Source organism: Actinomadura verrucosospora (assembly GCF_039540335.1).
Taxonomy (GTDB): Bacteria; Actinomycetota; Actinomycetes; order Streptosporangiales; family Streptosporangiaceae; genus Spirillospora; species Spirillospora verrucosospora.
Map to the genome: position 1 here is coordinate 113140 of NZ_BAABEV010000021.1, position 23681 is coordinate 136820.

At 73.2% G+C, this 23681-nt stretch carries 15 protein-coding genes and 2 tRNA genes; 13 read left to right on the forward strand and 4 right to left on the reverse strand.

The genetic code is table 11. From position 1 onward, the window contains the following. The first annotated feature begins 249 nt into the window (after positions 1 to 249). Positions 250 to 1674 (forward strand): sialidase family protein, encoded by a 1425-nt coding sequence (locus ABD944_RS22850; protein WP_345179589.1) that lies wholly within the window; start codon positions 250 to 252, stop codon positions 1672 to 1674. A gap of 73 nt (positions 1675 to 1747) precedes the next feature. Here ABD944_RS22850 and ABD944_RS22855 read toward each other — a convergent pair whose 3' ends face one another. Further along, positions 1748 to 2629 (reverse strand): TrmH family RNA methyltransferase, encoded by an 882-nt coding sequence (locus ABD944_RS22855; RefSeq protein WP_345179591.1) that lies wholly within the window; start codon positions 2627 to 2629, stop codon positions 1748 to 1750. A gap of 271 nt (positions 2630 to 2900) precedes the next feature. Here ABD944_RS22855 and ABD944_RS22860 point away from each other — a divergent pair, with 271 nt between their 5' ends. The 3 genes from ABD944_RS22860 to ABD944_RS22870 all read left to right on the forward strand — a co-directional run bounded on the left by ABD944_RS22860 (position 2901) and on the right by ABD944_RS22870 (position 8626). Further along, a complete protein-coding gene (locus tag ABD944_RS22860; protein ID WP_345179593.1) occupies positions 2901 to 5111 on the forward strand; it encodes a substrate-binding domain-containing protein in 2211 nt (736 codons plus the stop codon). 293 nt (positions 5112 to 5404) lie between these two features. Then, the gene (locus tag ABD944_RS22865) at positions 5405 to 6925 is read left to right on the forward strand and encodes an RNA polymerase sigma factor (protein WP_345179594.1); all 1521 of its coding nucleotides are present in this window, start codon (positions 5405 to 5407) and stop codon (positions 6923 to 6925) included. 213 nt (positions 6926 to 7138) lie between these two features. Further along, positions 7139 to 8626 (forward strand): RNA polymerase sigma factor, encoded by a 1488-nt coding sequence (locus ABD944_RS22870; protein WP_345179595.1) that lies wholly within the window; start codon positions 7139 to 7141, stop codon positions 8624 to 8626. 27 nt (positions 8627 to 8653) lie between these two features. Here ABD944_RS22870 and ABD944_RS22875 read toward each other — a convergent pair whose 3' ends face one another. Continuing rightward, positions 8654 to 9739, reverse strand: a complete 1086-nt coding sequence (locus ABD944_RS22875; protein ID WP_345179597.1) for a phosphotransferase family protein — start codon at positions 9737 to 9739, stop codon at positions 8654 to 8656. Between the two features lie 432 nt (positions 9740 to 10171). Here ABD944_RS22875 and ABD944_RS22880 point away from each other — a divergent pair, with 432 nt between their 5' ends. Continuing rightward, on the forward strand, positions 10172 to 10861 hold the full coding sequence (locus ABD944_RS22880) for a hypothetical protein (RefSeq protein WP_345179598.1): 690 nt from the start codon (positions 10172 to 10174) through the stop codon (positions 10859 to 10861). A 5-nt stretch (positions 10862 to 10866) separates the two neighbouring features. On the opposite strand, the gene pdxR is transcribed toward ABD944_RS22880, so the two are convergent. Then, the gene (gene pdxR, locus ABD944_RS22885; RefSeq protein ID WP_345179599.1) at positions 10867 to 12183 is read right to left on the reverse strand and encodes a MocR-like pyridoxine biosynthesis transcription factor PdxR; all 1317 of its coding nucleotides are present in this window, start codon (positions 12181 to 12183) and stop codon (positions 10867 to 10869) included. 117 nt (positions 12184 to 12300) lie between these two features. Here pdxR and ABD944_RS22890 point away from each other — a divergent pair, with 117 nt between their 5' ends. The 7 genes from ABD944_RS22890 to ABD944_RS22920 all read left to right on the forward strand — a co-directional run bounded on the left by ABD944_RS22890 (position 12301) and on the right by ABD944_RS22920 (position 19053). Continuing rightward, positions 12301 to 12951, forward strand: a complete 651-nt coding sequence (locus ABD944_RS22890; protein WP_345179600.1) for a pyridoxamine 5'-phosphate oxidase family protein — start codon at positions 12301 to 12303, stop codon at positions 12949 to 12951. Positions 12952 to 13003: 52 nt separating this feature from the next. Then, positions 13004 to 13600, forward strand: coding sequence for an oligoribonuclease (gene orn / locus ABD944_RS22895; RefSeq protein ID WP_345179603.1), 597 nt, complete (start codon positions 13004 to 13006; stop codon positions 13598 to 13600). Positions 13601 to 13654: 54 nt separating this feature from the next. Next, a tRNA-His gene (locus tag ABD944_RS22900) sits at positions 13655 to 13730 on the forward strand. A gap of 148 nt (positions 13731 to 13878) precedes the next feature. Beyond that, the gene (locus ABD944_RS22905; protein ID WP_345179604.1) at positions 13879 to 14448 is read left to right on the forward strand and encodes a response regulator transcription factor; all 570 of its coding nucleotides are present in this window, start codon (positions 13879 to 13881) and stop codon (positions 14446 to 14448) included. An 84-nt stretch (positions 14449 to 14532) separates the two neighbouring features. Continuing rightward, positions 14533 to 14605: transfer RNA gene (locus tag ABD944_RS22910), tRNA-Lys, on the forward strand. A 394-nt stretch (positions 14606 to 14999) separates the two neighbouring features. Next, entirely contained in the window at positions 15000 to 17024 is a 2025-nt protein-coding gene (locus ABD944_RS22915; RefSeq protein WP_345179605.1) for a WD40 repeat domain-containing serine/threonine protein kinase, read from the forward strand. A gap of 22 nt (positions 17025 to 17046) precedes the next feature. Next, positions 17047 to 19053 carry a WD40 repeat domain-containing serine/threonine protein kinase gene (locus ABD944_RS22920; RefSeq protein WP_345179614.1) on the forward strand — a complete coding sequence of 669 codons (2007 nt, stop codon included), beginning with the start codon at positions 17047 to 17049 and terminating at the stop codon, positions 19051 to 19053. Positions 19054 to 19142: 89 nt separating this feature from the next. Here the strand turns inward: ABD944_RS22920 and ABD944_RS22925 are convergent, their stop codons facing one another. Further along, a complete protein-coding gene (locus ABD944_RS22925) occupies positions 19143 to 20918 on the reverse strand; it encodes a RecQ family ATP-dependent DNA helicase (RefSeq protein ID WP_345179608.1) in 1776 nt (591 codons plus the stop codon). A gap of 237 nt (positions 20919 to 21155) precedes the next feature. On the opposite strand from ABD944_RS22925, the gene ABD944_RS22930 reads away from it, so the two are divergent. Continuing rightward, positions 21156 to 23681: ATP-binding protein (locus tag ABD944_RS22930; protein ID WP_345179610.1), on the forward strand; the 2526-nt coding region annotated here is incomplete at its 3' end.

Genomic DNA, 23681 nt, shown 5'->3' on the forward strand with positions numbered 1-23681 from the left:
TTTTCGGCCGCCCGGCACATCCCCGGGACCAGGTTGGACATTGTCCAAATTGACCGTCCGGACGATACTCGCCGCGAGAGCGGAAGGGTGCCGAGCCAAAGGGCGAGAAGAAGTCGATCTTGGGCTGTAATGTCGTCCTGCTGTTCGGCCTTCGCTGGGAACGCGCTGCCGGCCAGGTGGCGGCGTCTCCGGCAAGACCCCCCATCGAGGACGAGGAATGCACCCTTGAATCGACGTTCCAGGTCGGCCATGGTCGCAGCGACCACCCTGCTCGCCTTCGCCTTCGCGGCCCCGGCCGCGTCAGCGGACGGAACCGATCCCGCCGCGGTGGTGCCGGTGTCGGGCACCAGCGCCCTGCCGCAGGGATGCGGGCTGCCCGAGGGCGACGGCTATGTCCTGAACCCGAACACCGAGGTCCAGCCCATGGTGGCGCGGGACCCGAAGCGGCCGTGGCGTCTCGTCACGGTGTACCAGCAGGACAGGTGGAACCGGTACGGCGGTAACGGGACCGGCACCGCCGTGTCCGACGACTACGGCGCGACCTGGCGCCGGTCGGCGAACCAGCCCGCGTTCTCCCGGTGCGACGGCGGCACCGCCGCCAACGGCGGGGACTACGACGTCACGACGGACCACTGGGTCACGATGACACCGTCCGGCGCGGCGGTGGCCGCGTCGTTCTCGCTTTCGCGCACCGGCGAGGTGACGGCGATCCTGGTCTCGCGGTCCGGTGACGGCGGCGACCACTGGGGCGCCCCGGTGACCCTGCAGCGCGACGACGACGCGCGGTTCTTCAACGACCGCCCGGCGATCACCGCCGACCCGTACCACCCGGGCACGGTCTACGCGGTGTGGGACCGGGTCGACACCCAGCCGAGCGGCGCCTGGGTGCAGCCGGTCTACATGGCGAAGTCGACCGACGACGGGCGCACCTGGACCACGAAGAAGGTGTACGACTTCCCGGCCAACAGCGGTGTCATCGGTACCGAGCTGGTGCCGATGGCCGACGGGACGCTGCTGATCGGCATGCACCACGAGACCGACACCGCCGCGGCCACCCAGGTCATCCGCTCGACCGACGGCGGCGCCACGTGGTCCGCGCCGACGCTGAACGTGGCGGCGCCGATGGCGGTGGGCACCCGGATCCCCGACCCGGACGACTCGGGTGACCCGGTGCGCAACGCCACGCTCCCGCTGCTGGCGGCCCGTCCGGGCAGCAAGGTGGTGAACGCGGTCTGGCCGAGCCAGGACGCCGACGGCACCTTCCACGTCGCGTACGCGCGGTCCGCGGACAACGGGAAGACCTGGTCCGCCCCGGTCCGGGTGGACAAGACGCCCACCGGCTCCGCCGCGGTGCCGGCGATCGCCGTGTCCCCCGGCGGCACCGTGGCGATCACCTACTACGACTTCCGGAACAACACGTCCGCCGCCACCCTCCCCACCGACTTCTGGGCCGTGACCTGCGCGGACGACTGCACGAAGCCCGCGTCGTGGCGCGAGCGGCACATCGAGGGCCCGTTCAACGCGCGCACGGTGCCGGCGACGAGCTCCGGCCGGATGCTCGGTGACTACACCGGCCTGGTCTCGACCGGCTCGTCCTTCGTGGCCGTCTACGGCGTGGCCACCGGCCAGGCCGCCAACCCGGTGGACATCCACAGCGCGACCTTCTACAACTGACCGGCCTGATGCGGCCCTCCTGCGCTGGAAGCGCAGGAGGGCCGCACCCTTTTCCGGCCTTCGGACGGCCCCGCTACCGCATCAGGGTGTGGCAGGCGATCGCGGCGGCCGCGGTGACGTTCAGGGAGTCGACGCCCGCGGACATGGCGTCCCCACTCATGGGGATGCACACCGGCTCGTCGGCCTCGTCCAGCCAGTGGGACGAGAGGCCGTCGCCCTCCGAACCGAGCAACAGGGCCACGCGGTCGCCCATGGACGCCTTCTCTATGGGCGTGGCGGTCTGGTCGGGGGTCAGGGCCAGCAGGGTGAAGCCGGCGGCGCGCAGCCTGCCGAGGTCGTCGTGCCAGTTGGCCATGCGGGCGTAGGGGATCGCGAAGACCGCGCCCATGGACACCTTCACCGCCCGGCGGTAGAGGGGATCGGCGCACCTCGGCGACAGGACGACCGCGTCGATGCCCAGGGCGGCGGCGCACCTGAAGATGGAGCCCACGTTCGCGTGGTCGACGAGATCCTCCAGGACGAGGACGCGCCGCGGCGGCCGAGCGTGCGGCGCGGGGACGTCGGCGCGGTCGACGACCTCCTCGGGGACGGCGGCGCGGCGGGCCGGGGCGAGGACGGCGTCGACGGACGGCAGGGGAAGGCGCTCCAGCGAGGCCAGGGCGCCGCGGTGCACCTGGAAGCCCGTGAGGGACTCCATGGTGGCGTCGTCGACCAGGTAGGCGGGGGCGTCCACGCCGTCCAGCAGGTCGGCCAGCGGTTCGGCCCAGCGCCGTGCCATCAGCAGCGACCGGACGGGGTATCCGGCGCCGACCGCGCGGCGGATCACCTTCTCGCCCTCGGCGACGAACAGGCCGTGCTCGGCCTCCAGGCTCTTGCGGAGGTTGACGTCGCGGAGGCGGACGTAGTCCGCGAGGCGCGGGTCGGCGGGGTCGGAGACGGGGATCAGGCTGGCCATTCCCCAAGTCTGCCGCCGGGCGGGCGGTGCCCCGGCTGCGCGGCGGCCGGATCCGGCCGCGGAAGGGGACTGAATCAGGTTCTAGAGAGGGATTCGCGTACGCTCGTACCCCTCCGATCGCTGGGCGCGGCGGCCGTGCGCGCCGCCAGGTTCGTCCGGGCTCACGCTCATGACCTGCGTCATTAGCAGTTTTGAGTCCTTTGTAACCTCTGGGGCGTACTACTACAGTGCCGGGGAACATCGGCCGGTTTCAGGTGAATCGAGGGCAGCCGTGAGCGGACGTCATCGCAATGACTTCCCCGGAGGGACGGGTGAAGGCGGGTACGACCCGTCCACTCCCGTCTTCGGGCCGGCCAATGACGGGTCGTCCGACTGGTTCGGAGGGCGGGAGGGCCAGGGCCCGCCGCTCGCCCAGCCCCCGGCGGGCCCGCAGGGCGCCCCGCCCGGCACGGCGCCGGGCGCGCCCGGCGAGACGCCCGAGTGGTTCACGCCCCGGCAGTCCTCCGAGCAGCCCGTCTACGGCCAGGGCCGGTACGGGGAGGAGCCGAGGACCGCGTCGCCGCAGGGCCCTGCCCCGGCGTCCTCGCCGCTGGCCGGGACGGGTTACAGCGAGTACGACGCCATCGGCGGGTCGGACGGCGGCCAGACCGGATTCTTCGGCGGCTCCGGCGGCTCGGGTGACTCCGGCGGCTACGGCGGCGGATCCGGTGGTTCGGGCGGTTCCGGCGGTTCGGGCGGCTACGAGTACGGGCGCCGCAGGCGCAAACGCAGCGCGACCGCGCTGATCGGGCCCATGGCCGGCGCCGTGGGCCTGGCGCTGCTGCTCGGCGTGGGCGTCTACGCGTTCGCCGAGAGCGGCGGCGGCTGCTCCGGCGACGGCGCGATGGACCTGTCCGTGGCGGTCGCGCCCGACATCGCGCCCGTGGTGGAGAAGGCCGCCGGACGGTTCAACGACGGCAAGCACAAGGTCGACGGCAAGTGCGTCAGGGCGACCGTGAAGAGGACCGAGCCCTTCTCGGTGACGACGCTGCTGTCCGGGCAGGCCGTGGCGAACGACCGGCCGGACGTGTGGATCCCCGACTCGTCCCTCTGGATCTCGCTGGCGCGGACCGAGGGCGACAACGGCGACAAGAGCGGCGTCGTGTCCACCAAGACCTCCCTCGCGACGAGTCCGATCGTGGTCGGGTTGCCGCGGACGCTCGCGGTGGAGCTGAAGAAGCAGGGCATCACCGCCAGCCCGTCGTGGGACAACCTGCTGAAGGCCGCGGGCGGCGTGGCGGGCGGCGCCGTCACCAAGAACCAGATGATCCCGGCGGGGTCGGTGCGGCTCGTCGTGCCCGACCCGATGCGCAACGCCGCGGGCATGGGCTCCCTGATGGTCACGAGCACGCTGCTGGCGAACGACCCGAACCGGGACTCGATCTTCACCGGCATCGTGCGGACCGTCCGGGAGAGCACCGTCCCGAACGTCAAGGCGGAGTTCGAGCACTTCCGCAAGGACCGCACCGGCAAGCAGCCGATCTCGCTGTCGTCGGAGCAGGCCCTCTACTCCTACAACCGGAGCAGGCCCGCCGAGCCCGCGGTCGCGCTGTACCCGATCGAGGGCACGCTGTCGATGGACTACCCGTTCACCGTCACCGCCAAGGGCGACTCCCAGCGCAAGGCCGCCCGCCTGCTCGAACAGGCGATGCGGACCGAGGCGACCCGCAGGGACGTCCTCGACGCCGGCTTCCGGGCGACGGACGGCAAGGCTCCGCCCGGGTTCGGCGAGGCGGCCGGCGTCAGCCCCGCCCGGCCGCGGCAGCTGCCCGCGCCCAAGAGCGAGGACGTCGCGAAGGTCATGCAGGCGTGGTCGAAGCTGTCGCTCGGCCTGCGGATGCTGACGCTGATCGACGTGTCCGGCTCGATGGCCGAGAAGGTCGGGCCGAACGTCAACCGCCTCCAGGCCATCGCGCAGGTCTCGCAGGGCGGGCTCAGCATGATGTCCAACGACACCGAGCTCGGCCAGTGGCTGTTCTCGACGAACATGGACGGCAAGACCCCCTACAAGGAGACGGTGCCGGTCGGCGCCCTGGGCGATCGGATCGGGTCCAACACGCGGCGCGGCCTCGTGCTGTCCACGCTCAACCAGATGAAGCCGAAGCCGGACGGCGACACCGGCCTGTACCGGACGATGCTGGCCGCGTACAAGAGCATGAACGACTCCTACAAGCCGGAGTTCGGCAACTCGATCCTGCTGCTCACCGACGGGAAGAACGACGACCCGGACGGCCCCTCGCTGCAGGAGACGCTGAAGCAGCTCAAGGACATGCAGGACCCGAACAAGCCGATCCAGGTGAACATGATCGGGTTCGGCAAGGGCGTGGACCGGGGCGAGCTGGAGCAGATCGCCACGGCGACGAACGGCAACGTGCAGATCGCCATGACGCCCGGCGAGATCTCCAAGATCTTCCTGAAGATGCTGTCCCGCCGGATCCAGTGACCACCAATCGGTGATCTTCCGGATGCGCCAGGTAGTTCTTGATTTTTCCCTGAAATCCATGTCAACCGGGCGCCGGATTCGGCCGTCAATCTATGTGGAGGCCCGACGGGGAGCGGGGCCGTCGGGCCTCCGACCTCTTCCCCTCCCTGGCCCGTGACCGGGAGGCGGCCGCCGGTCGGACGACCGAACCGGGGCCGGGAGAGCGCACCGCTCCCTCTGAGATTTTCCAGCCTCGTCCCCGGCGTCCCTGACGTCCCGGACGAGGATTCCGAGCAAGCCCGCGGGAGGACTTCGTGTCCGGTTGGCCCAGTCTCGACCGCGCTGACGACGAGCGCCTGGCGCGGACGCTGGCGGCAGGCGATCCGAGCGCCCTCATCCAGGTCATGGACCGTTACGCGGCCCGCCTGTACGACTACTGCCACGCACTGCTGCGCGACCAGGACCAGGCGGCCGGCGCGCTCCACGACGCGCTCATCGCCGCCTACGCGCACGTGTCCGTCCTCCGCGAACCCGAGAGCTTCCGCGGCTGGCTGTACGCGCTCGTCCGCAACGAGTGCATGCGGCGGCTGCGCGACCCGGACCGTCCCGCGCAGCGCCGCGAGGCGCCCGAGGTCGAGGACGGCTTCCTGAACGACGCGGAGCTCGCCCGGCGCCAGGAGGCCCGGCGGCTCGTCCACGCGGCCCTGTCCGGCCTGCGCGGACGCGAGCGCGAGTCGCTCGACCTGCTGCTGCGGCACGGCCTGGACGCCGGGGAGATCGGCGGCGTCCTCGGCATGGACGCGCAGCAGGCCGCGGGGCTGACCGCCGAGGCCCGCGCCCGCCTGGACGACTCCCTCTCCGCCGCCTACATCGCCCGCGCGGGACGCGGCGACTGCCCCGAGGCCGCGGAGATCGTCGACGGCGCCGGATGGCCGCTGCCGCCGCCGGCCGTGCACAGGCTCGTCCAGCACATCGACGCGTGCGGCGTCTGCGGGCCCCGGCGCGACCGCGCCGTCTCGGCGGCGCGGCTCCTGCAGGTGCTGCCGGTCGCGATGATGCCGAACGACCTGCGCGGGCTCGTCATGGCGACCGCCACCGACCCGGCGCTGGCTCCCGACCTCGCCGCCATCGCGCACAGAGCCGAGCCGTTCGACGACTGGGGCTGGCCCTCCATGGTCGAGCAGGAGCCCGTGCGCGCGGCGCCGTCCGGAACCGGCGGCGGGAGCGGGCGCGGGGTGTGGGCCGCGCTGGCGGCGGCGGCCGCCGTCATCGCGGTCGTCGCGGCGGCGTTCTACCTGATGTCGGGCCCGTCCGGCGAGCCGACGGCCGCGCGGAGCCCCTCGGACGGGACGTCGGCGCCCGAGGTCTCGCCGTCCTCCCCGACCGAGTCGCGGGAGCCGTCCGACACCCCGACGCCCACGCGGTCCGCCACCCCGACGCCGACGACCACGTCGCCGACGCCGACCCCGACGAGGACGCGCGAGCCGTCGCGCTCGCCGAAGCCGACCGCGACCCGCACCCAGCCGAGGACCGGGCGGCTGGCGATCGGCTCCTGCACCATCGAGGGCCCGGGCCCGGGCAGCTGCACCATCCTCGTGCGGGCCGTCGGCGGGACGGTGACCTGGTCGGTCACGGGCGCGTCCGGCGGTCTGAGCGCCAGCGGCGGCGGCACGCTGCGCAGCGGCCAGTCCGGCTACGCCCGCGTCAACGGGACCTGCACTCCGCCCGGCGGCTCGGGCACGGTCAGCTTCTCCAACGGGGACGTGCGCACCGTGACGCTGTCGTGCCAGCCGGAGGACGGGGGCGGCCCCGGCGGCGGCCGGCGGACCAGTTGATCGCAGAAGTGACCCAGATCACTTTCATCGCCGGGAGGCCTCTCCCACATGGCGATACGGCCACGGGGCGTACCGGATTCGTCACTTAAATCCGCTCATAAAGGAGAAATCCCAGCAACTTGGTGGCAAGATCAGGCAACCTGAGTCGGCCGACGCGCGTCGGGGCTCGTCGGGGGCAGATCTGTGAAACCGATTTCGACTGGGAGGGTTCCCGTGGCCGGTGAGCCAGGGGCCGCGCAGAATGACGACCTCAGGCTGGCGGACTCGCTGCGAGCCGGGGACGTCATCGCGCTGACCGAGGTCTACGACACCTACGCGCCGTTCCTCTTCGACTACTGCCACGGCCTGCTGCGCGACCGCGTCGAGGCGTCCGGGGCCCTGCGCAACGTCGTCATCGCCGCCCGCGAGCACGTGGACCGGCTCACCGAGCCGGCGCGGCTGCGCGGCTGGCTCTACGCGATCGCCCGCAAGGAGTGCATGCGGCGCCGCGACAGCCCGAACCGGCACACCGGGCAGGAGGCCCCGGAGGCCGAGGACGAGCTAACGCCCGAGCAGCTCGCTCGCCGCGAGGAGCGCCGGCTGCTCGCGCACAGCGCGCTCGCCGCGCTCAACGGGCGGCAGCGCGAGGCCATCGACCTGTCGGTCCGCCACGAGCTGGACGAGGTGGACCTGTCCGGCATCTTCGGCATGCCGCTGGAGGAGACGCTCGCGCTGGCGCAGCAGGCCCGCGAGGACCTCGCCGCCGCGCTGCACGCGGCCCTCATCGCGCAGAACCACTGGAAGGACTGCCCGAGCGTCGCGGCGCTGACCGAGTCGTGGCCGCTGTCCCCGCAGACGTCGACGGCGCTCGTCCGGCACGTGGAGAACTGCCCGGTGTGCGGGGCGCGGGAGACGCCGCCGCTGCCGCCGGACCGGCTGCTGTCGGTGCTGCCGATCGCGGCGATCCCCGCCGACCTGCGGCTGGACGTGCTGACCGCCGCGACCGCCGAGGACCGCGCCGGGAACCGCCGCGCCATCGCCGCCTGGACCGAGCCGTTCGACGAGTACGGCTGGCCGCTGCCCTACCAGCCGACCGCCCCGCGCGCCCGCGACCGCGCGCCCGGCAAGCGGCGGGCGCCGCTGCTCGCCGCCGTCGCGGTGGGCGTCGGCGTCCTCGTGCTGTTCGGCGGCGGCATGGCGTGGCTCGGCGGCGGGGACGACGGGACGAACGCGGCGGCGACCCGTCCCGTGACGCCCGGCGGCAGCACCCCGCCCGGCGGTTCCACCGCGCCGGAGCCGATACCGACCGACCCCTCGTCCCCCACGTCGCCGACGGCGTCCCCGTCGAAGTCGCCGTCGAAGTCGCCGTCACCGTCGCCGTCGGCGTCGGAGGCCTCGTCGAAGCCGCCGTCGAGCAGGCCGCCGGCGCCGCCCACCACCAGCGCGCCGAAGCCGCCCAAGCCCGGCACGCTGTCGGTGAGCGGCTGCGACATGGGCAGGAACGACTCCTGCACCGTCACGGTCACCGCCGTGGGCGGCTCCGTGAACTGGCAGGTGACCGGCACGTCCGGGCCCGTCAGCGCGGGCGGCTCCGGCCACCTCGACGCGGGCCAGAGCGGCGGCGTGCGGGTCTCGCGGGCGTCCGGGTTCTGCTGGGGGCGGCAGACCGGCACGGTGATGTTCTCCTCCGGCCGCTCGGCGACGGTCACCTACCGCTGCTGAGCGGGGCGCCCGCCGCCGGGCGGGCGCCTACCAGACCGAGCCCGCGTCGAGCGTGCGGTGGGCGCGGTCCAGCAGCAGCGGCACCCCGCCGCCGATCTGGTCGAAGCCCTCGCCGACCGTCGCGTTCTGCAGGTAGCGGGCGTGGATGCCCTCCAGGATCACCGCGAGCTTGAAGCACGCGAACGCGACGTAGAAGTCGAGGTCGGCGAGGTCGAAGCCGGTGAGCTCGGCGTACCGTCCGGCGAACTCGCGGCGCGTGAGGAAGCCGGGCGCGGAGGTGATCGTGGCGCCGACCGGGAGCTGCTCGGCGTCGGCCGCCTCGGCCCAGTAGACGAGCGTCAGCCCGAGGTCGGACAGCGGGTCGCCGAGCGTCGACATCTCCCAGTCGACGACGGCCGCGATCTCCGGGTGCGGCTCCAGCCGGGCGAGCGCGTTGTCGAGCCGGAAGTCGCCGTGCACCAGGCGGGCCGGGGCGTCGGCCGGCAGCCGTTCGGCCAGCCGCGCGACGAGGCGGTCGTACTCGGGCAGGTCACGGGCGTTGCCCGTGGCGCGGACGGCCTCCTGCGAGGAGTCCCACTGCTTGCCCCAGCGCTTGAGCTGGCGCTCCATGTAGCCGCTCGGACGCCCGAAGTCCCCCAACCCGACGGCCCGCACGTCGACCGTGTGGATCGCGGCGAGCGCCTCGGCCAGCGCGTCGCTGAGGCCGCGCGCCTGCTCGGGGGTGATGCCGGCGGCGTCCTCCCGGGTGCGCAGGACGCGTCCCTCGACGAAGTCCATGAGGTAGAAGCGGGCGCCGATGACGTCCTCGTCGTCGCAGAAGGCCAGCGCCGTCGGCACCGGCACCGCCGTCCCGCGGCCGAGCGCCGAGAGCACGCGGTACTCGCGGCCCATGTCGTGCGCCGTCGGCAGGACGTGGCCGAGCGGCGGCCGGCGCAGCACGACGCGGCGGCCCCCGTCCAGCGCGATGCCGTACGTGAGGTTCGACCGCCCGCCCGCGATCAGGTCGATCGCGCTGATCCGTCCCGATCCGGGCAGCTCACGGGCCATCCAGGCCGCCAGCCGGGGGACGTCGATACCGGGCACCCCGGCGGGCAGTTCTGCGTCAACGGTCATGACGCCCTATTAGAACGTGGCTCGGTCAGGGCTGGGAACCCCACCCCCGTACCGCCGTCCGGTCCGTGAGACCCCGGCCACTTCCGGCCGACTTGCGACCGCGTGTAATCCGATCTTCGAGGTCGACGCTGACCTGCGCGAACGCGGCGACCCTCAGCCCCTCTTTCCCCCAGGGTGAGCAAGTCGACCGAACTCCCGGGAGGAAAAAGGTGACACAAGGTGGAATGCTCGGACACGCGGGGTGCCCGTCTGCCGCCACACCTGATCGAACCCGGTTGAGGCGTCGTCAGCCGTCATCCCGCCACGACGCGGCGAGCCGTACCTGCGAGTCTCGCCGGACCAAGAGAAGTAACTGGGACCACTCGGGGGTCAAACCGCCCGATTGGGGGGGAACGCACCGTGGCAGACGCATGGCTGCCAAGAGCCGGCCGCATGCCGGCACCGAACGACGGCGGAGCGTTGCGGGGAGGTGCTCCCCGCGTCGTCTGGTGCGCCGAGGAGCACGACCCGCACACCGTCTCCGCGCGCTCGGTGGCCGCCGACCTGCTGAAGGAGAACCGCCCGGCCCACCTCGTGTGGCACCCGGGAACCGGTGAGATCGTCCAGCTCCTGCCCATCACCCGCGCGGCCCGGCTGCTCGGCGGCGCGCTCGGGCGGGAGGGCCGCGTCTGCGCGCAGATCATGGTGGTGGGCCAGTCGCGGTCGCCGTTCACCGGCTCGCCGCTCACCGGCGTCGAAGCGATCGTCCAGTGGCTGGACGCGTGGGGCGTCGCCCGCCGCTGGCCCGCCGGCCCCCCGCTGCCGTCGCCGCAGTCGTACCACGCGCAGCGCAGCCGCAAGGACTGGGCCCGCGGCGGGCACTACGGCGCGTCCCAGGTGCCGCTGCTGGACCGTCCCGACCCCGGCGGCATCGACGTCCGGCGCATCACCGGGCCCGACACCCCGGTCGCCCCCGTCCCCAAGCCCCGCCTCCCCGGCGCCCCCGCCGGCCCCCGGCTGGTCACGCCGCGCCCCCGCACGCCCGAGGCCCTCCGTCCGGCGCCGAGCGAGACGCCGGCCGCGCGCCCCGGCCCGCTGCACCCCGCGTCGGAGCCCGTCCCGGTCGGGCCCCTGTCCAACTGACGGCGCTACCCGGCGAGTTTCCGGACGATCTCGCACCCCTTGCGCAGCTCGGCCGGGGTCGCGGCCGAGCCGTAGCCGATCACGAGCCCGGACGCGCCCACGGGGCCCATGTGGTGGCGGTCCAGCGTCTCCACCACGACGCCGCGCCGGGCCGCCTCGTCCACGACCCGCGCGGCCACCGCCTCCGGGACGTCCACCACCAGGTGCAGGCCGGCCGTGTCGCCGCGCAGCGGCAGGCCGTCCAGCGCCTGCACCACCACCTCGCGGCGCCGCGCGTACTCCCCGCGCATCCGGCGGACGTACCTGTCCAGGTCACCCCGTTCCAGGAGGAGCCTCAGCGCGTCCTGCGGCACCACGGCGGTGCGGTCGTTCAGCTCCTCCCTCCGGAGCGCCACCTCCGCCACCAGGTCGGGACGGCCCCCCAGCCAGCCGACGCCCATGTCCGCGGTGAGGATCTTGGCGGTCGTGCCCAGATAGACGACGACGTCCGGGTCCAGACCGTAGAGCGCTGGCAGAGGGGCGACGTCGTAGCGGAACTCTCCGTCGTAGTCGTCCTCGGCGATGAGCGCCCCGTTGCGCCTCGCCCATGCCAGCAGAGCCTGCCTCCGCGGGACGGGCAGCACGCCCCCCATCGGGAACTGGTGCGACGGCGTCGTATAGACAAGGCGCAGGTCATCGGGCAGAGCATCGACGACGAGGCCGTGCTCGTCCACAGGACACGGAACGAGCTCCGCACCCCGTCCCCTCAGAACCGCCCGCGCCCTGCCGTAGCCGGGCTCCTCCACACCCACCCGGTCACCAGGACGAAGGACGGTCGCGGCAAGCAGATCGAGCCCGTTCGTCGCCCCCCGCGTGACAAGAAGGCCGTCCACAGGACAGGCCACACCACGACTACGCCTGATGTAGTCGACCAGGGCCTGCCGTAGGCCGAGCGAACCATGCGGATCCTGACGCTGCTGCGGCGGCATGCCCGCAGCGAGCCGCCACGCCCTGCGCCACGCGGGCGTGTCCAGTGCCCCGACCCACGCAAGACCTGGCCTCAGGTCAATCTCGCCAGGGGCCGCCGCCCTCCGCGCCGGTTTCATCGTCAGCCGTGGCCTCGGCATAGGCGAGGCGGCCACACCCTCCGTCACGTACGTGCCGGACCCATGGCGCCCTTCCAGCCAGCCCTCCGCGTAGAGCTGCTCATACGCCTCCGTCACGACCGTCCGGCTGACACCCAGCAAACCGGCCAGAGCCCTACTGGACGGAAGCCGTTCGCCCGCGGCGAGCCGTCCCTCCCCCATGGCGGAACGCAACTGCGCGACAAGCTGCGCGCTCATCGGCTCCGGAGCGTCCCGCTCCACGGAAAGAGGCAGATCGATCGACAAAGTGGTCACCTGCTATACGCGCCAAGTGGCCATACCCGCCAGGCCACTCGCCTCCTAGCGTAAACGGACATGAACCCACTCTCCTCAACCGCCCGCACCCGTCTCGGCCGCCTCCCGGAACGCTCCAGCACCGACAGGACCGTCCTCTACGAGATCCTCGACGACGGCCTGATCTGCCACCTCGGCCTCGTCGTGGACGGCTCCCCCCGCGTCATCCCCACCGGCTACGGCCGCCTGGACGACACCCTCTACCTGCACGGCTCCACCGGCGCGAGCAGCCTCAGGGCCGGACCGTCCCAGGACGTCTGCGTCACCGTCACCCACCTCGACGGCCTCGTCCTCGCCCGCTCCCTGTTCCACCACTCCATCAACTACCGCAGCGCCGTCGTCTACGGCACACCCCGCCTCGTCGACGACCCCGAAGAGAAGCTGACCGGCCTCCGCGTCATCACCGAGCAACTGACCCCCGGCCAGTGGGACGTGGCCCGCCGGCCCAACCGCAAGGAACTTGCCGGCGTCTCCGTCCTGGCGCTCCCCCTGGACGAGGCCTCCGTGAAGGTGCGGCAGGGCCCTCCCGGAGACGAGGAAGAGGACTACGCCCTCGACATCTGGGCCGGCGTCGTCCCCGTCACCCAGACCTTCGGCGTTCCCGCCCCCGACCCCCTCCTCCGTCCCGGCATCCCCGTTCCAGGACATATCGCCCAGCGTGTGACCTCCTAAATCGATCGCCCGCGATGCCCCGCGCAGTCGTTCATGGCCGTAGGGTGAGTCCATGAACGAGCGGCTGGTCTGGATCGACTGCGAGATGACGGGACTCGACCTGCGCGACGACGCGCTCATCGAGATAGCCGCACTGGTCACCGACAGTGAGCTCAACATCCTCGACGAGGGCGTCGACGTGGTCATCAAACCGCCGCCGGAGTCCATCACCCAGATGACCAAGGTCGTCCGCGACATGCACACCACGTCGGGCCTCCTGGAGGCCCTCCCCGGCGGCGTCACCCTCGCCGAGGCCGAGGACGTCGTCCTCAAGTACATCCGGGGCCATGTGAAGGACGCCAAGAAGGCCCCCCTGTGCGGCAACTCCATCGCGACCGACCGCTCCTTCCTCGCCCGCGACATGCCGGCCCTCGACGCCCACCTGCACTACCGCATGGTCGACGTCTCCTCGATCAAGGAACTGGCCCGGCGCTGGTACCCCCGCGTCTACTTCGCCAGCCCCGAGAAGAAGGGCGGCCACCGCGCCCTGGCCGACATCACCGAGAGCATCCAGGAACTGCGCTACTACCGCGCCGCCGTCTTCGTCCAGCCCCCCGGCCCCGACTCCGACACGGCCCGCTCCATCGCCTCCCAGGTCGCCTCCGGCTGACCCACCCCGAAGAAGCCGCTACACTACTGGGAGCCGGGAGCGATCCCGGCCACGGTGGGTGTAGCTCAGCTGGCAGAGCACTTGGTTGTGGTCCAAGATGTCGGGGGTTCAAGTCCCCTCACTCACCCCACTCCGCGGGGCCTGGTCGTCCGAGACGATCAGGCCTCGACGTTGTTACGGTCTCGATAAGGCCTCCATCTGCGCGGTTCATCGACCTTCGAAGATCATGTGGTTATGCTCCGACCCTAGAAATGTCAACGACACGCCAAGGGCGACGGATGAGTGTCGACGAGACGGCTCCGCTGCGCGTGCTCGTGGTGGACGGCGACGCCCGGTGCAGGGCTGACGTGATCTCCGTGCTGGACGGCAGCGACGAGTTCCAGGTCGTCGCCGACACCTCCGATCCCGCAGCGGCGGTCTCCCTGGCCGAACGCCTGCGTCCCGACATCGTCCTGCTGGACACGGCGGCCGCCGGTCAGGCGCTGCCGCTGAGCACGTCCTCGCGGGTGTTCGTGCTCGCCTCCGACGACCAGCCCGGCGTCGAGGCCGCTCTCCGCGCCGGCGCCTGCGGGCACCTCGTCCCGGGGTCGTTCACGGCCCACGACCTCGTCCGCGGCGTCCGCCACGCGTCCCGCACCACCCTCGGGCTGTCCGCCCGCGAGTCCGAGGTCATGGACCTCATCGCCACCGGCCGCTCCAACGGCGAGATCGCCCGCCAGCTCTTCCTCAGCGAGAAGACGGTCAAGAACCATGTCAACCGGATCTACGCGAAGCTCGGCGTCGGCTCCCGCGCCACCGCGATCGCCCTGTGGCGGGGCATGATGAGCGTCCTTCCGGCCCGTGAGTAAACCGATTCGCACTGGTCCGCAGGGCCTGATACTGTTCTTCCTGTCGCGAGGGACCCCGGCCCACCGCCGAGGCCCGTACGACAGGCGCCGTTAGCTCAATTGGCAGAGCAGCGGACTCTTAATCCGCGGGTTCGGGGTTCAAGTCCCTGACGGCGCACCCGCTACCACCAGCGACGATCTCCTTACTGGGAGTCGTCGCTGTTGTCGTATGAGGCCGAGCCGCGCCCGTCACCCTGCGCGCGTTCAAGGCGAGATCGTTTCGGCTCTTTGAGGGCGTCCAGCGCCTTGGCCGCCCGCGCGTGATCCCATTCGGGTCCGGACGCCGCATGGTCGTTCAGTCGCCTTTTCCACATCGCACGTCAACTGGAAAGCGCTCCTTTCGCACTCGGTGTTTCGCGTTGGCGGTGGACGGACCTCACCCGCAGCGGATGCCGCGACCCGGGCTTCGCCGCTGGCGGGGGCGGGACGTGGCGGGGTGGTGACGGATGGCTGCGGACGCCTCCGCTCTGATCAACCAGACGCTATTGTCTTTTTGACAGAGGAGGTGTGCCGTGAGACCCCTGGAGGCGTCCGATCCCCGCCAGATCGGGCATTACCGAATGCTCGCCCAGCTCGGCCGCGGAGGCATGGGCCGGGTCCTGCTCGGCAGCGGGCCGGACGGGCGGCTGGCCGCGGTCAAGCTGGTCGACGAGCAGTTCGTGCACGACGACGGGTTCCGCGGCCGGTTCCGCCGCGAGGTCCGCGCCTCCCGCCGGGTCGCCGGGGCCTACACCGCGGCGGTGATCGACGCCGACTCCGAGGCGGCCGAGCCCTGGCTGGCGTCGGTGTACGTTCCGGGTCCCTCGCTGCACGAGGTCGTCGCCGCGGCCGGTCCGCTGGCGGCCGGGCCGGCGCTCCGGCTGGCCGCCGGGCTCGCGTCCGCGCTGACCGAGGTGCACCGCGCCGGGCTGGTGCACCGCGACCTGAAGCCGTCCAACGTGCTGCTCACCGAGGACGGCCTGCGGGTGATCGACTTCGGTATCGCGCGGGCCGTCGAGGGCGATGACGGCACCCAGCTCACCCGCACCGGCGCGCTGGTCGGCACGCCCGGCTTCATGTCTCCGGAGCAGGCCCTGGGGCGGGACCTGACCACCGCCAGCGACGTCTTCTCCCTGGGCTCGACGCTGGTGTACGCCTGCACCGGCCAGGGCCCGTTCCACGCGCGGAGCACTCCGCAGACCCTGCAGAACGTGATCCACGCCGATCCCGTGCTGGGCGGTCTGCCGGACCGGATCCGCGAGATCGTTTCTGCCTGCCTGGCCAAGGACCCGTCCGCACGGCCGGCGCCCTCCGAGCTGCTGCGGTGGATCGGCGAGGTCCCGCCGTCCGCGCGACCCTGGCCGGACGCGGTGCACGCCACGATCGCGCGGCAGGGTACCGAGGTCGCCTGGCTGCTCCAGGCCCCGCAGGCCCCGCCGCCGCACGTCCCGCCCGCACCGGCGCCCACACCCACGGCCGTCGCGCCGGCGCCGGGCAGGAGGCGGTTCCTGCTGATGGCGGGCGGCGGCGCCCTCGGTCTCGCCGCGCTCGGCGGCGCCGCCGCCTGGGCGCTGCGCGGTGACGACGAGCCGGCGTCCGGCAAGAAGAGCGCGTCCGGCGGGAACGGCGGTACGGACGCGAAGCCGCTGGCGGTCTTGGAAGGCCACGCCGGTTCCGTGCACCACGCCGAGTTCGACCGCGCGGGTGCTCTCCTCGTCACCGCCGGGGAGGACGGCACCGTGCGGCTGTGGGACGCCAGGACCCGGCGGCCGTCCGGCCAGCCGCTCAAGATCGCCCCCAAGTCGGCCCTCAAGGCCACGTTCGACAAGGCCGGGCGGTTGCTGCTCACCGCCAGCATGGACGGCGGCGTCAAGGTGTGGGACGTGCAGAGCCGCCAGCAGGTCGGCGCGACCCTCGGCATCCCCATGTTCGACTTCAGCGACGATCCGGCCCCGGTGAGCGACGTGGCCTTCAGCCCCGCCGGGGACCGGCTGGCGGCCATCGGCTCCCACCTGAAGGTGTGGGACACCGATTCCCGCAAGGAGGTGAGCGGGCTCACCTTCGACAAGGCGAACATCATGTCGTTCATCGCGTTCAGCGGGGACGGGAAGCTGCTGGCCTTCACCGAGCGGGATCTGGTGCGGGTGCTGGATGTGAGTTCCCGCGAGGTGGTCGGGCAGCCCCTGCGCGGGCACACCGTCCAGATCACGAAGGCGGATATGAGCCCGGACGGCCGGACGCTGGCGACCGGGGGCGCCGACACGACCGTGCGGCTGTGGGACGTCCAGCGGACGGCTCCGCTCGGTGAGGTGGTGCCCGCGAGCGACCACGCCCCGCAGGGCATGGCGTTCAGCGGGGACGGACGGCTGCTGGCCACCGTCGGCAACGACTCCACCGCGCGGTTGTGGGACGTCGCCGGGCGCAAGGAGGTCGGGAAGCCGATCAACCTGCCGGGCAAGGCCTCCGCCGTGGCGTTCAGCCCGGACGGGAAGGTCCTCGCCGTCGGCGGCGACGAGAAGGTGTGGCTCTACGACGTCGCCGGCCGCACCCGCGCCTGAACCGCCGGTGAGCGAGGTGACCATGCGACCGCTCGCCGCGTCCGACCCGGAGCGGATCGGGCACTACCGGATGCTCGGCGAGCTCGGCCGCGGCGGGATGGGCCGGGTGCTGCTGGGGTCCGCGCCCGACGGGCGGCCGGTCGCGGTGAAGCTCATGCACGCCCGGCTGGCCGGCGCCCCCGGCTTCCGGGAGCGGTTCCGCGCCGAGGTGGCGGCCACCCGCAGCGTGTCCGGCGCGTACACGGCCGCCGTGCTCGACGCGGACGCCGACGCGCCGACGCCGTGGCTGGCGTCGGTGTACGTGCCGGGGCCGTCGCTGCGGGACGCGGTCCGGGCGGCCGGGCCGGTGCCGGAGCCGGCGGTGCTGCGGCTGGCGGCCGGGCTCACGGCCGCCCTCGTGGAGATCCACCGGGCTGGGCTGGTGCACCGCGACCTCAAACCGTCCAACGTGCTGCTGGCCGCCGACGCCCCGAAGGTGATCGACTTCGGGGTCGCGCGGGCGGCCGAGAGCGACGGCGACGGGCAGACCGGTGTCCTGGCCGGGACGCCCGGTTACATGTCGCCGGAACAGGCCGAGGGAGGGTCGGCGACCGCGGCCGGCGACGTCTTCTCGCTGGGGGCGGTGCTGGTGTACGCCTGCACCGGCCGCGGGCCCTTCGACGGGCCCGGCCCGGCGCAGGCGCTCTACAACGTCGTGCACGCCGAACCCGATCTGTCCGGCGTGCCGGACCGGCTCCGCCCGGCCGTCGCGGCGTGCCTGGCCAAGGACCCGGCCCGCCGGCCGGACCCCGCCCGGCTCGCGGCGATGCTCGGCGCGGTCGCCCCGGCCGCGCAGCCGTGGCCGCCCGCGGTGCAGCGGATGATCGACGAGCGGCGGGCCTGGATCGGATGGACGCCCAATTCGGAACCCCTGGCGACCCTGGCCTACACGCGCCGCCCCCGCTTCGGCCCGTCCACCGCCCTCGGCTCCCGGCGCGGCGTCCTGGCGGCGTGCGCGGCGGTGGCCACGACCCTGGTGGTCGCGGCCCTCGTGGCGACGGTCCTGGTGGTGGCGCCGTGGTCGGAATCGGCCGCCCGAAGCGACCCCGCGGCGCACCGGTCCACGGCCCCGCCGCCCAGCCGATCGCTGCGCGGGCACACCGCGTCCGTGCGCGACCTGATTTTCACCCCGGATGGCCGGACTCTGGCCAGCGCCAGCGACGACGCCACGGTACGGCTCTGGAACGTCGTGGACGGGAAACAGCGCCGCGCGCCCCTCGACCACCCCGACGGCGTCAACGCGCTGGCGATGAGCCACGGCGGCAGCACCCTGTACACCGCGGGCGACGACGGTCGCCTCCGCCTCTTCCCGGTGTCGGGCAAGGGCGAGCCGGGCGACCTCGACATCGATCTCGGGCCCCTGACGTCCCTGGCCCTGAGCCCGGACGACCGCGTCCTGGCCACCAGCAACACGGACCAGTCCGTGCGGCTGTGGGACCTGGACGACGGGAAGGTGGGCCCGCTCCTGGGGACCGACGCAGGCAACGTGCAGGCTCTAGCGTTCGCTCCGGACAGCCGGATGCTGGCCATCGGTACGACCGGCACCGAGCAGGACCCCAAGACCGGGAACACTCGTGGTGTGGCGCAAGTGTGGGAGGTCTACGACCGTAAGAAGCTCAGCGAGAACCTGTCCGGCCACGACTCCTGGGTAGAGGACGTGGCGTTCAGCCCCGACGGGCAGACGCTGGCAACGGCGGGCGGTGAGACCGTCCGCCTGTGGGACGTGGCCCGGACCCAGCAGAAGGGCACTCCGTTCCAGTGCGACGGCCGCTGCAACACGACGGTGTTCAGCCCGAACGGCCGCATCCTCGCCGCCGGAGGCTCGGGAGGGACCGTACGGCTCTGGGACGTGACCCGCCACCGGCAGCTGGGCCCCGCGCTCACCGGGCATGGCGGCGCCGTCTTCAGCGTGTGCTTCAGCCCGGACGGCCGAACCCTCGCCACCGCCGGCGAGAACGGCACCATCCACCTATGGCAAGCCCCCACGTAACCCGCAAGCCGACCCCCGCCGCACCGACGGCTCCCCCTCACGTTGCAGGCGGCCCAGGATGCGCGCTGAACGGTGGATCTGTGCCTGGGTTAGGGCACGCCGGTGGTGGATTTATTGGTGCCTGCGGCGGCCTTGTTTCGGGGTTTGCGTTGGCGGGCTCGTCCGCGTCGGGTTGTGTCGGGGTGGAGGGTCAAAAGGTTGTTGTCGCGTTCGATCGCCTCTAGGGACAGGGTGCGGTAGCCGGCCTCTTCGAAGAGGACGGTGATGCGGTCGGGTTCCACCCGCATTACCGTTCCGGTGCCCCAGGCGGCGTGCTGCACCTCGGCGTGTAGGGGAAATGGGGCGTCGTCGGTTTGATCCGGTGTGGTGGACGTTTCGTTGGGACGGTCCGGAGTGGCGGTCGCCCCGGTTTGGCAGATGTCGCAGGTTCCGCATGAGCCTGGGTGGGGTTCGCCCAGGTATTCCAGGAGGAAGCGGCGGCGGCAGTCTGTCGTCTCCGCGTAGGCGCGCATCATGTCGATGCGTGAGTCGTCGACGCGGCGGCGGTTCTCGTCGAGTTCCACGGCACGTGCCACGGCCTCTTCGGGCGGCGGGCCCTGCTGGGCGTATCGCAGGTTTCCGCGGCCGGTCGTCTCCACGGCTCCGGTCTGTTCCAGCAGGTTGACCAGGCTGGTGAGCTTGGATGCGCCGACGCCCAGGGTGGTGCGCATCTCGCTTGCCGGGACGGTGCCGCCGTGGGTCTGGAGGAGCGTCGCGGTCTGGAGCAGCTTCTCCTCGTCGGGCTTGCCCGCGGCGAAGAAGCGGCGCAGCCCGAGGTCCTGCGACCGGTAGTACAGGACGGCCGCAGCGGGCTCCCCGTCCCGGCCGGCGCGGCCGATCTCCTGGTAGTACGACTCCGGGGACTCGGGCGGAGCGGAGTGCAGCACGTAGCGGACGTCGGGCTTGTCGATTCCCATGCCGAACGCCGAGGTGGCCACCACGACGTCGAGCTCGTCGCCCTGGAACGCCTCGTGCACCCGGTGGCGGTCCGCCGCCTTCATCCCGGCGTGGTAGGAAGCCGCGCGCAGGCCCGCCGCGGTCAGTTCCTCGCCGTAGGACTCGGCGTCCCGCCGGGTGGCGACGTAGACGAGGCCCAGTCCCTTTCGTCCGGCGGCGTCCTCGACCAGTGCCTTCCTCTTGTCCGCCTCCTCGTGGAACCGCCGCACCTCCAGGGACAGGTTGGGACGGTCGAAGCCGCGGACGATCTGCCGTGCCTCCGCCAGCCCGAGCGTCGCGAGGACGTCGTCGCGGACCGGCGGCGAGGCCGTCGCGGTCAGCGCGATCACCGGGGGGTGGCCGAGACGCTCGATCACCCGGCCGAGCCGCTGGTAGTCCGGCCGGAAGTCGTGGCCCCACGTGGAGACGCAGTGCGCCTCGTCGACGGCTATCAGCGAGGGGCGCACGGCGGCGAGCCGTTCCACGACCGACGGCTTGGCGAGCTGCTCGGGCGACAGGAAGATGTACTCCGCCCGGCCCGCCCGGATCTGGTCCATGGCGTCCTCGCTCGCCCCGTCGGACTGGGCGGAGTTGACCATCACGGCGCCGCCGGCGTCGCGGCCGGTCAGCGCGAGCATCTGGTCCCGCTGCAGGGCGATCAGGGGCGAGATCACGACCGTCGGCCCGGGGAGCAGCTGGGCGGGGACCTGGTAGACGGCCGACTTGCCGCCGCCGGTCGGCATGACCAGCAGGACGTCGCGGCCCCGCAGCAGGTGCTCCATCGCCTCGCCCTGGCCCGGGCGCAGGTCCGGCCAGCCGAAGACCTCCCTGGCGACCCGGCGCAGCCGGCGGCGCCTGCCCATCCGGCCCCAGACGTCCCGCATGCCCATTCGGTCCTCCTCGCGTCCGTGCCCCCGCCGCCGACCCGGCGAAAGCGACGAAACACGCAGAGATCTTTCTCAACGGCGCCCGCGGAAACGTCCGGCGGCATTGCACTGCGGTAACGCCCGCCGGCAGCCCTTCGCGCCTTCCGTCCGGGATCGGCCAGGAGGGCTCGCGGGCAGGGGAAGCCGGGCACGATCACTCCGACTGGAGTTCGGTTTGTGGTGGGTTGCTAAGAGGTGGCCGTGCAGGAGCCTTCGCTCATCGGACGCGATGCCGAGTTCGGCAGGCTGATCGAGTTACTGGGGCGCAGCGCCGAGGGCGCTCGGCAGATCGTCTTCATCGAGGGTGAGCCCGGGATCGGCAAGACGCATCTGCTGGAGGCGCTGCTCGACCGGGCGGGACGGCAGGGGGCGCGGACGCTGTCGGGGACGGCCGACGCGATGGGCGGGAGCCGGCCGTTCGGCACGCTCGCCGCCGCGCTGGACGATGAGGGCCTGCTCTCGCCGGCCGGCGCGCCGGCGGAGAAGGGGCTGCGGGGCCTGCAGGTGATCGAGGGGCTGCTGGCCGGGCTGGAACGGCTCGCCGCGCGCGGGCCCGTGGTCTTCGCCCTGGAGGACCTGCACTGGGCCGATCGGGAGACGCTCCGGGCGTTCGACGCCGTCGTCCGGCATCTCGGCGCGCTGCCGCTGCTGCTCGTCGGCACCTTCCGGGGGTACCCGCGGAGCCCGGAGCTGGCGGCCCTGCTGGACCGGGTGACCTCGCGGGGCGCGGACGTCCTCAGGCTGGACGGCCTCGGCGAGGAGGCGGTGGGGGCGCTGGGCGAACGGCTGCTCGGGGCGCGGCCGTCGGCGGCGCTGCGGCGGCGGCTGGCCGCCGCGGGCGGCAATCCCCTGTTCGCCGTCCAGCTCCTGCGCGCCCTCCAGCACGAGGCGTCCCTGACGGTGCGGGACGGTGTCGCGGACGTCGCCGACGGGCCGCTGCCGCCGGGGCTGCGGGAGATCCTCGTGCGGCGCTTCGGGCACCTGCCGAGGGCGACGGCGGAGCTGCTGCAGGTGGCGTCGGTGCTCGGGGCGTCGTTCGCGCCGGGCGAGCTGGCCGCCGTGCTGGGCAGGCCGCTGGCGGGGCTGCTGCCGCAGCTCAACGACGCCGTGGCGCACGGGCTGATCGGGGAGCGCGGGGACGCGCTCGCGTTCCGCCATCCGATGATGCGGGAGGCGCTGTACGAGAGCCTGCCGTCGGCGATCCGGCGCAGGCTGCACCACGAGGCCGGGCAGGCGCTCGCCGCGGCGGGCGGTCCCACCGCGCAGGTCGCCGCGCATCTGGCGGAGGGCGCCGAGCCGGGCGACCCGCAGGCCGTGGCCTGGCTGCGCAGGGCCGCCGAGGAGGTCTCCGCCTACTCGGTGGGGATGGCGGTCCGGCACCTGGAGCGGGGCCTGGAGCTGGCGGGCATGGACGAGGAGCGCGCCGCCGCGGTGCGCGCCGACCTGGTGCCGCTGCTGGCCCTCGAAGGCCGGTTCGCGGAGGCGCGGGAGGTCGCGGCGGCGATCCCGGACGGGCGCCTCGCCGCGGAGGACGAGATCAGGCTGCGCAGCGGCCAGGCCCGCGCGCTGTCGCGGCAGGGCCGCTGGGCGGAGGCCGCGCGCGCCTTCGAGTCCATCGCCGGGCTGCTGCCCGCGGGTCCGCTGCGGGCGCTGTTCGACGCGCGGGCCGCGTACGCGCTCATCTACGCCGGGGACGTGGGGGCCGGCCGGCGCCGCGCGGAGGACGTCTGGGAGAGGGCCCGGGGCCGCGAGTACGAGCAGGCGCTCGGCGCCGCGCTGACCACGCTGAGCCTCGCGCTGGCCGCGGCGGGCGACCTGCGGGACGCGCTGGAGCTGGGCGAGCGGGGGCTCGCGGCCGTCGGCCATTCGCGTCCGGCGCCGGGGGCGTTCCTGTTCCCGCACGTCCCGGTCGGGTTCGTGCTGCTGGACGCCGACCGGCCCGCCGAGGCCGAGCGCGTGCTGCAGCGCGGCCACGCGCTGGTGGAGGAGGTCGGCGCGCTGACGTTCCGGCCGTACTTCCCGGGCGTGCGGGCGCTCGGCGGCTTCCATTTCGGCGACTGGGAGTCGGCCCTGTCGCAGGCGGAGTCCGGGCTCGTCCTGGACGAGGAGATCGGCACCCGCTGGCTGTTCTTCGCCGAGACCGTGATCGGGCGGATCGCGCTGGCCCGCGACGACCTCCGGACGGCCGGGCGGATGGCGGCCGAGACGCGGCGGGTGCTGGACGGGCCGGACGCCCCCGAGTTCGCGACCGGCCGGGGCTGGGCGCTGTGGATCGAGGCCCTGCTACTGGAGGCCGGGGGCGAGGGGGACGCGGCGGCGCGGACGGCGGTGCGGGCGTGGCGGGCGCTGGACGGCTGCCGGATGCTCGGCAACCGGCTGCCCGCCGTGGACGCGGTGCGGCTCGCGGTGGCGGCCGGCGACGCGGGGTCGGCCGCGGCGGTCGCCGAGGAGGCCGCGGCGTACGCCGGGCGCGCCGGCACCCCCACCGCCGAGGGCCTCGGCCTGCACTGCGCCGGCCTGGCCCGCGGGGACACCGGCGCGCTGGTGGCGTCGGTCGAGGCGTACCGGGGCGGGTCCCGCGGCTTCGAGCACGGGCTGGCCGCCGAGAGCGCCGCGGTGGCGCTGGCCCGCGACGGCAGGGCGGCGGAGGCGAGGCGGATGCTCGCCGCGGCCTTGGAACGCTACGAACCGCTGGGCGCGCGGCGGGACGCGGCCCGCGCCGCCGAC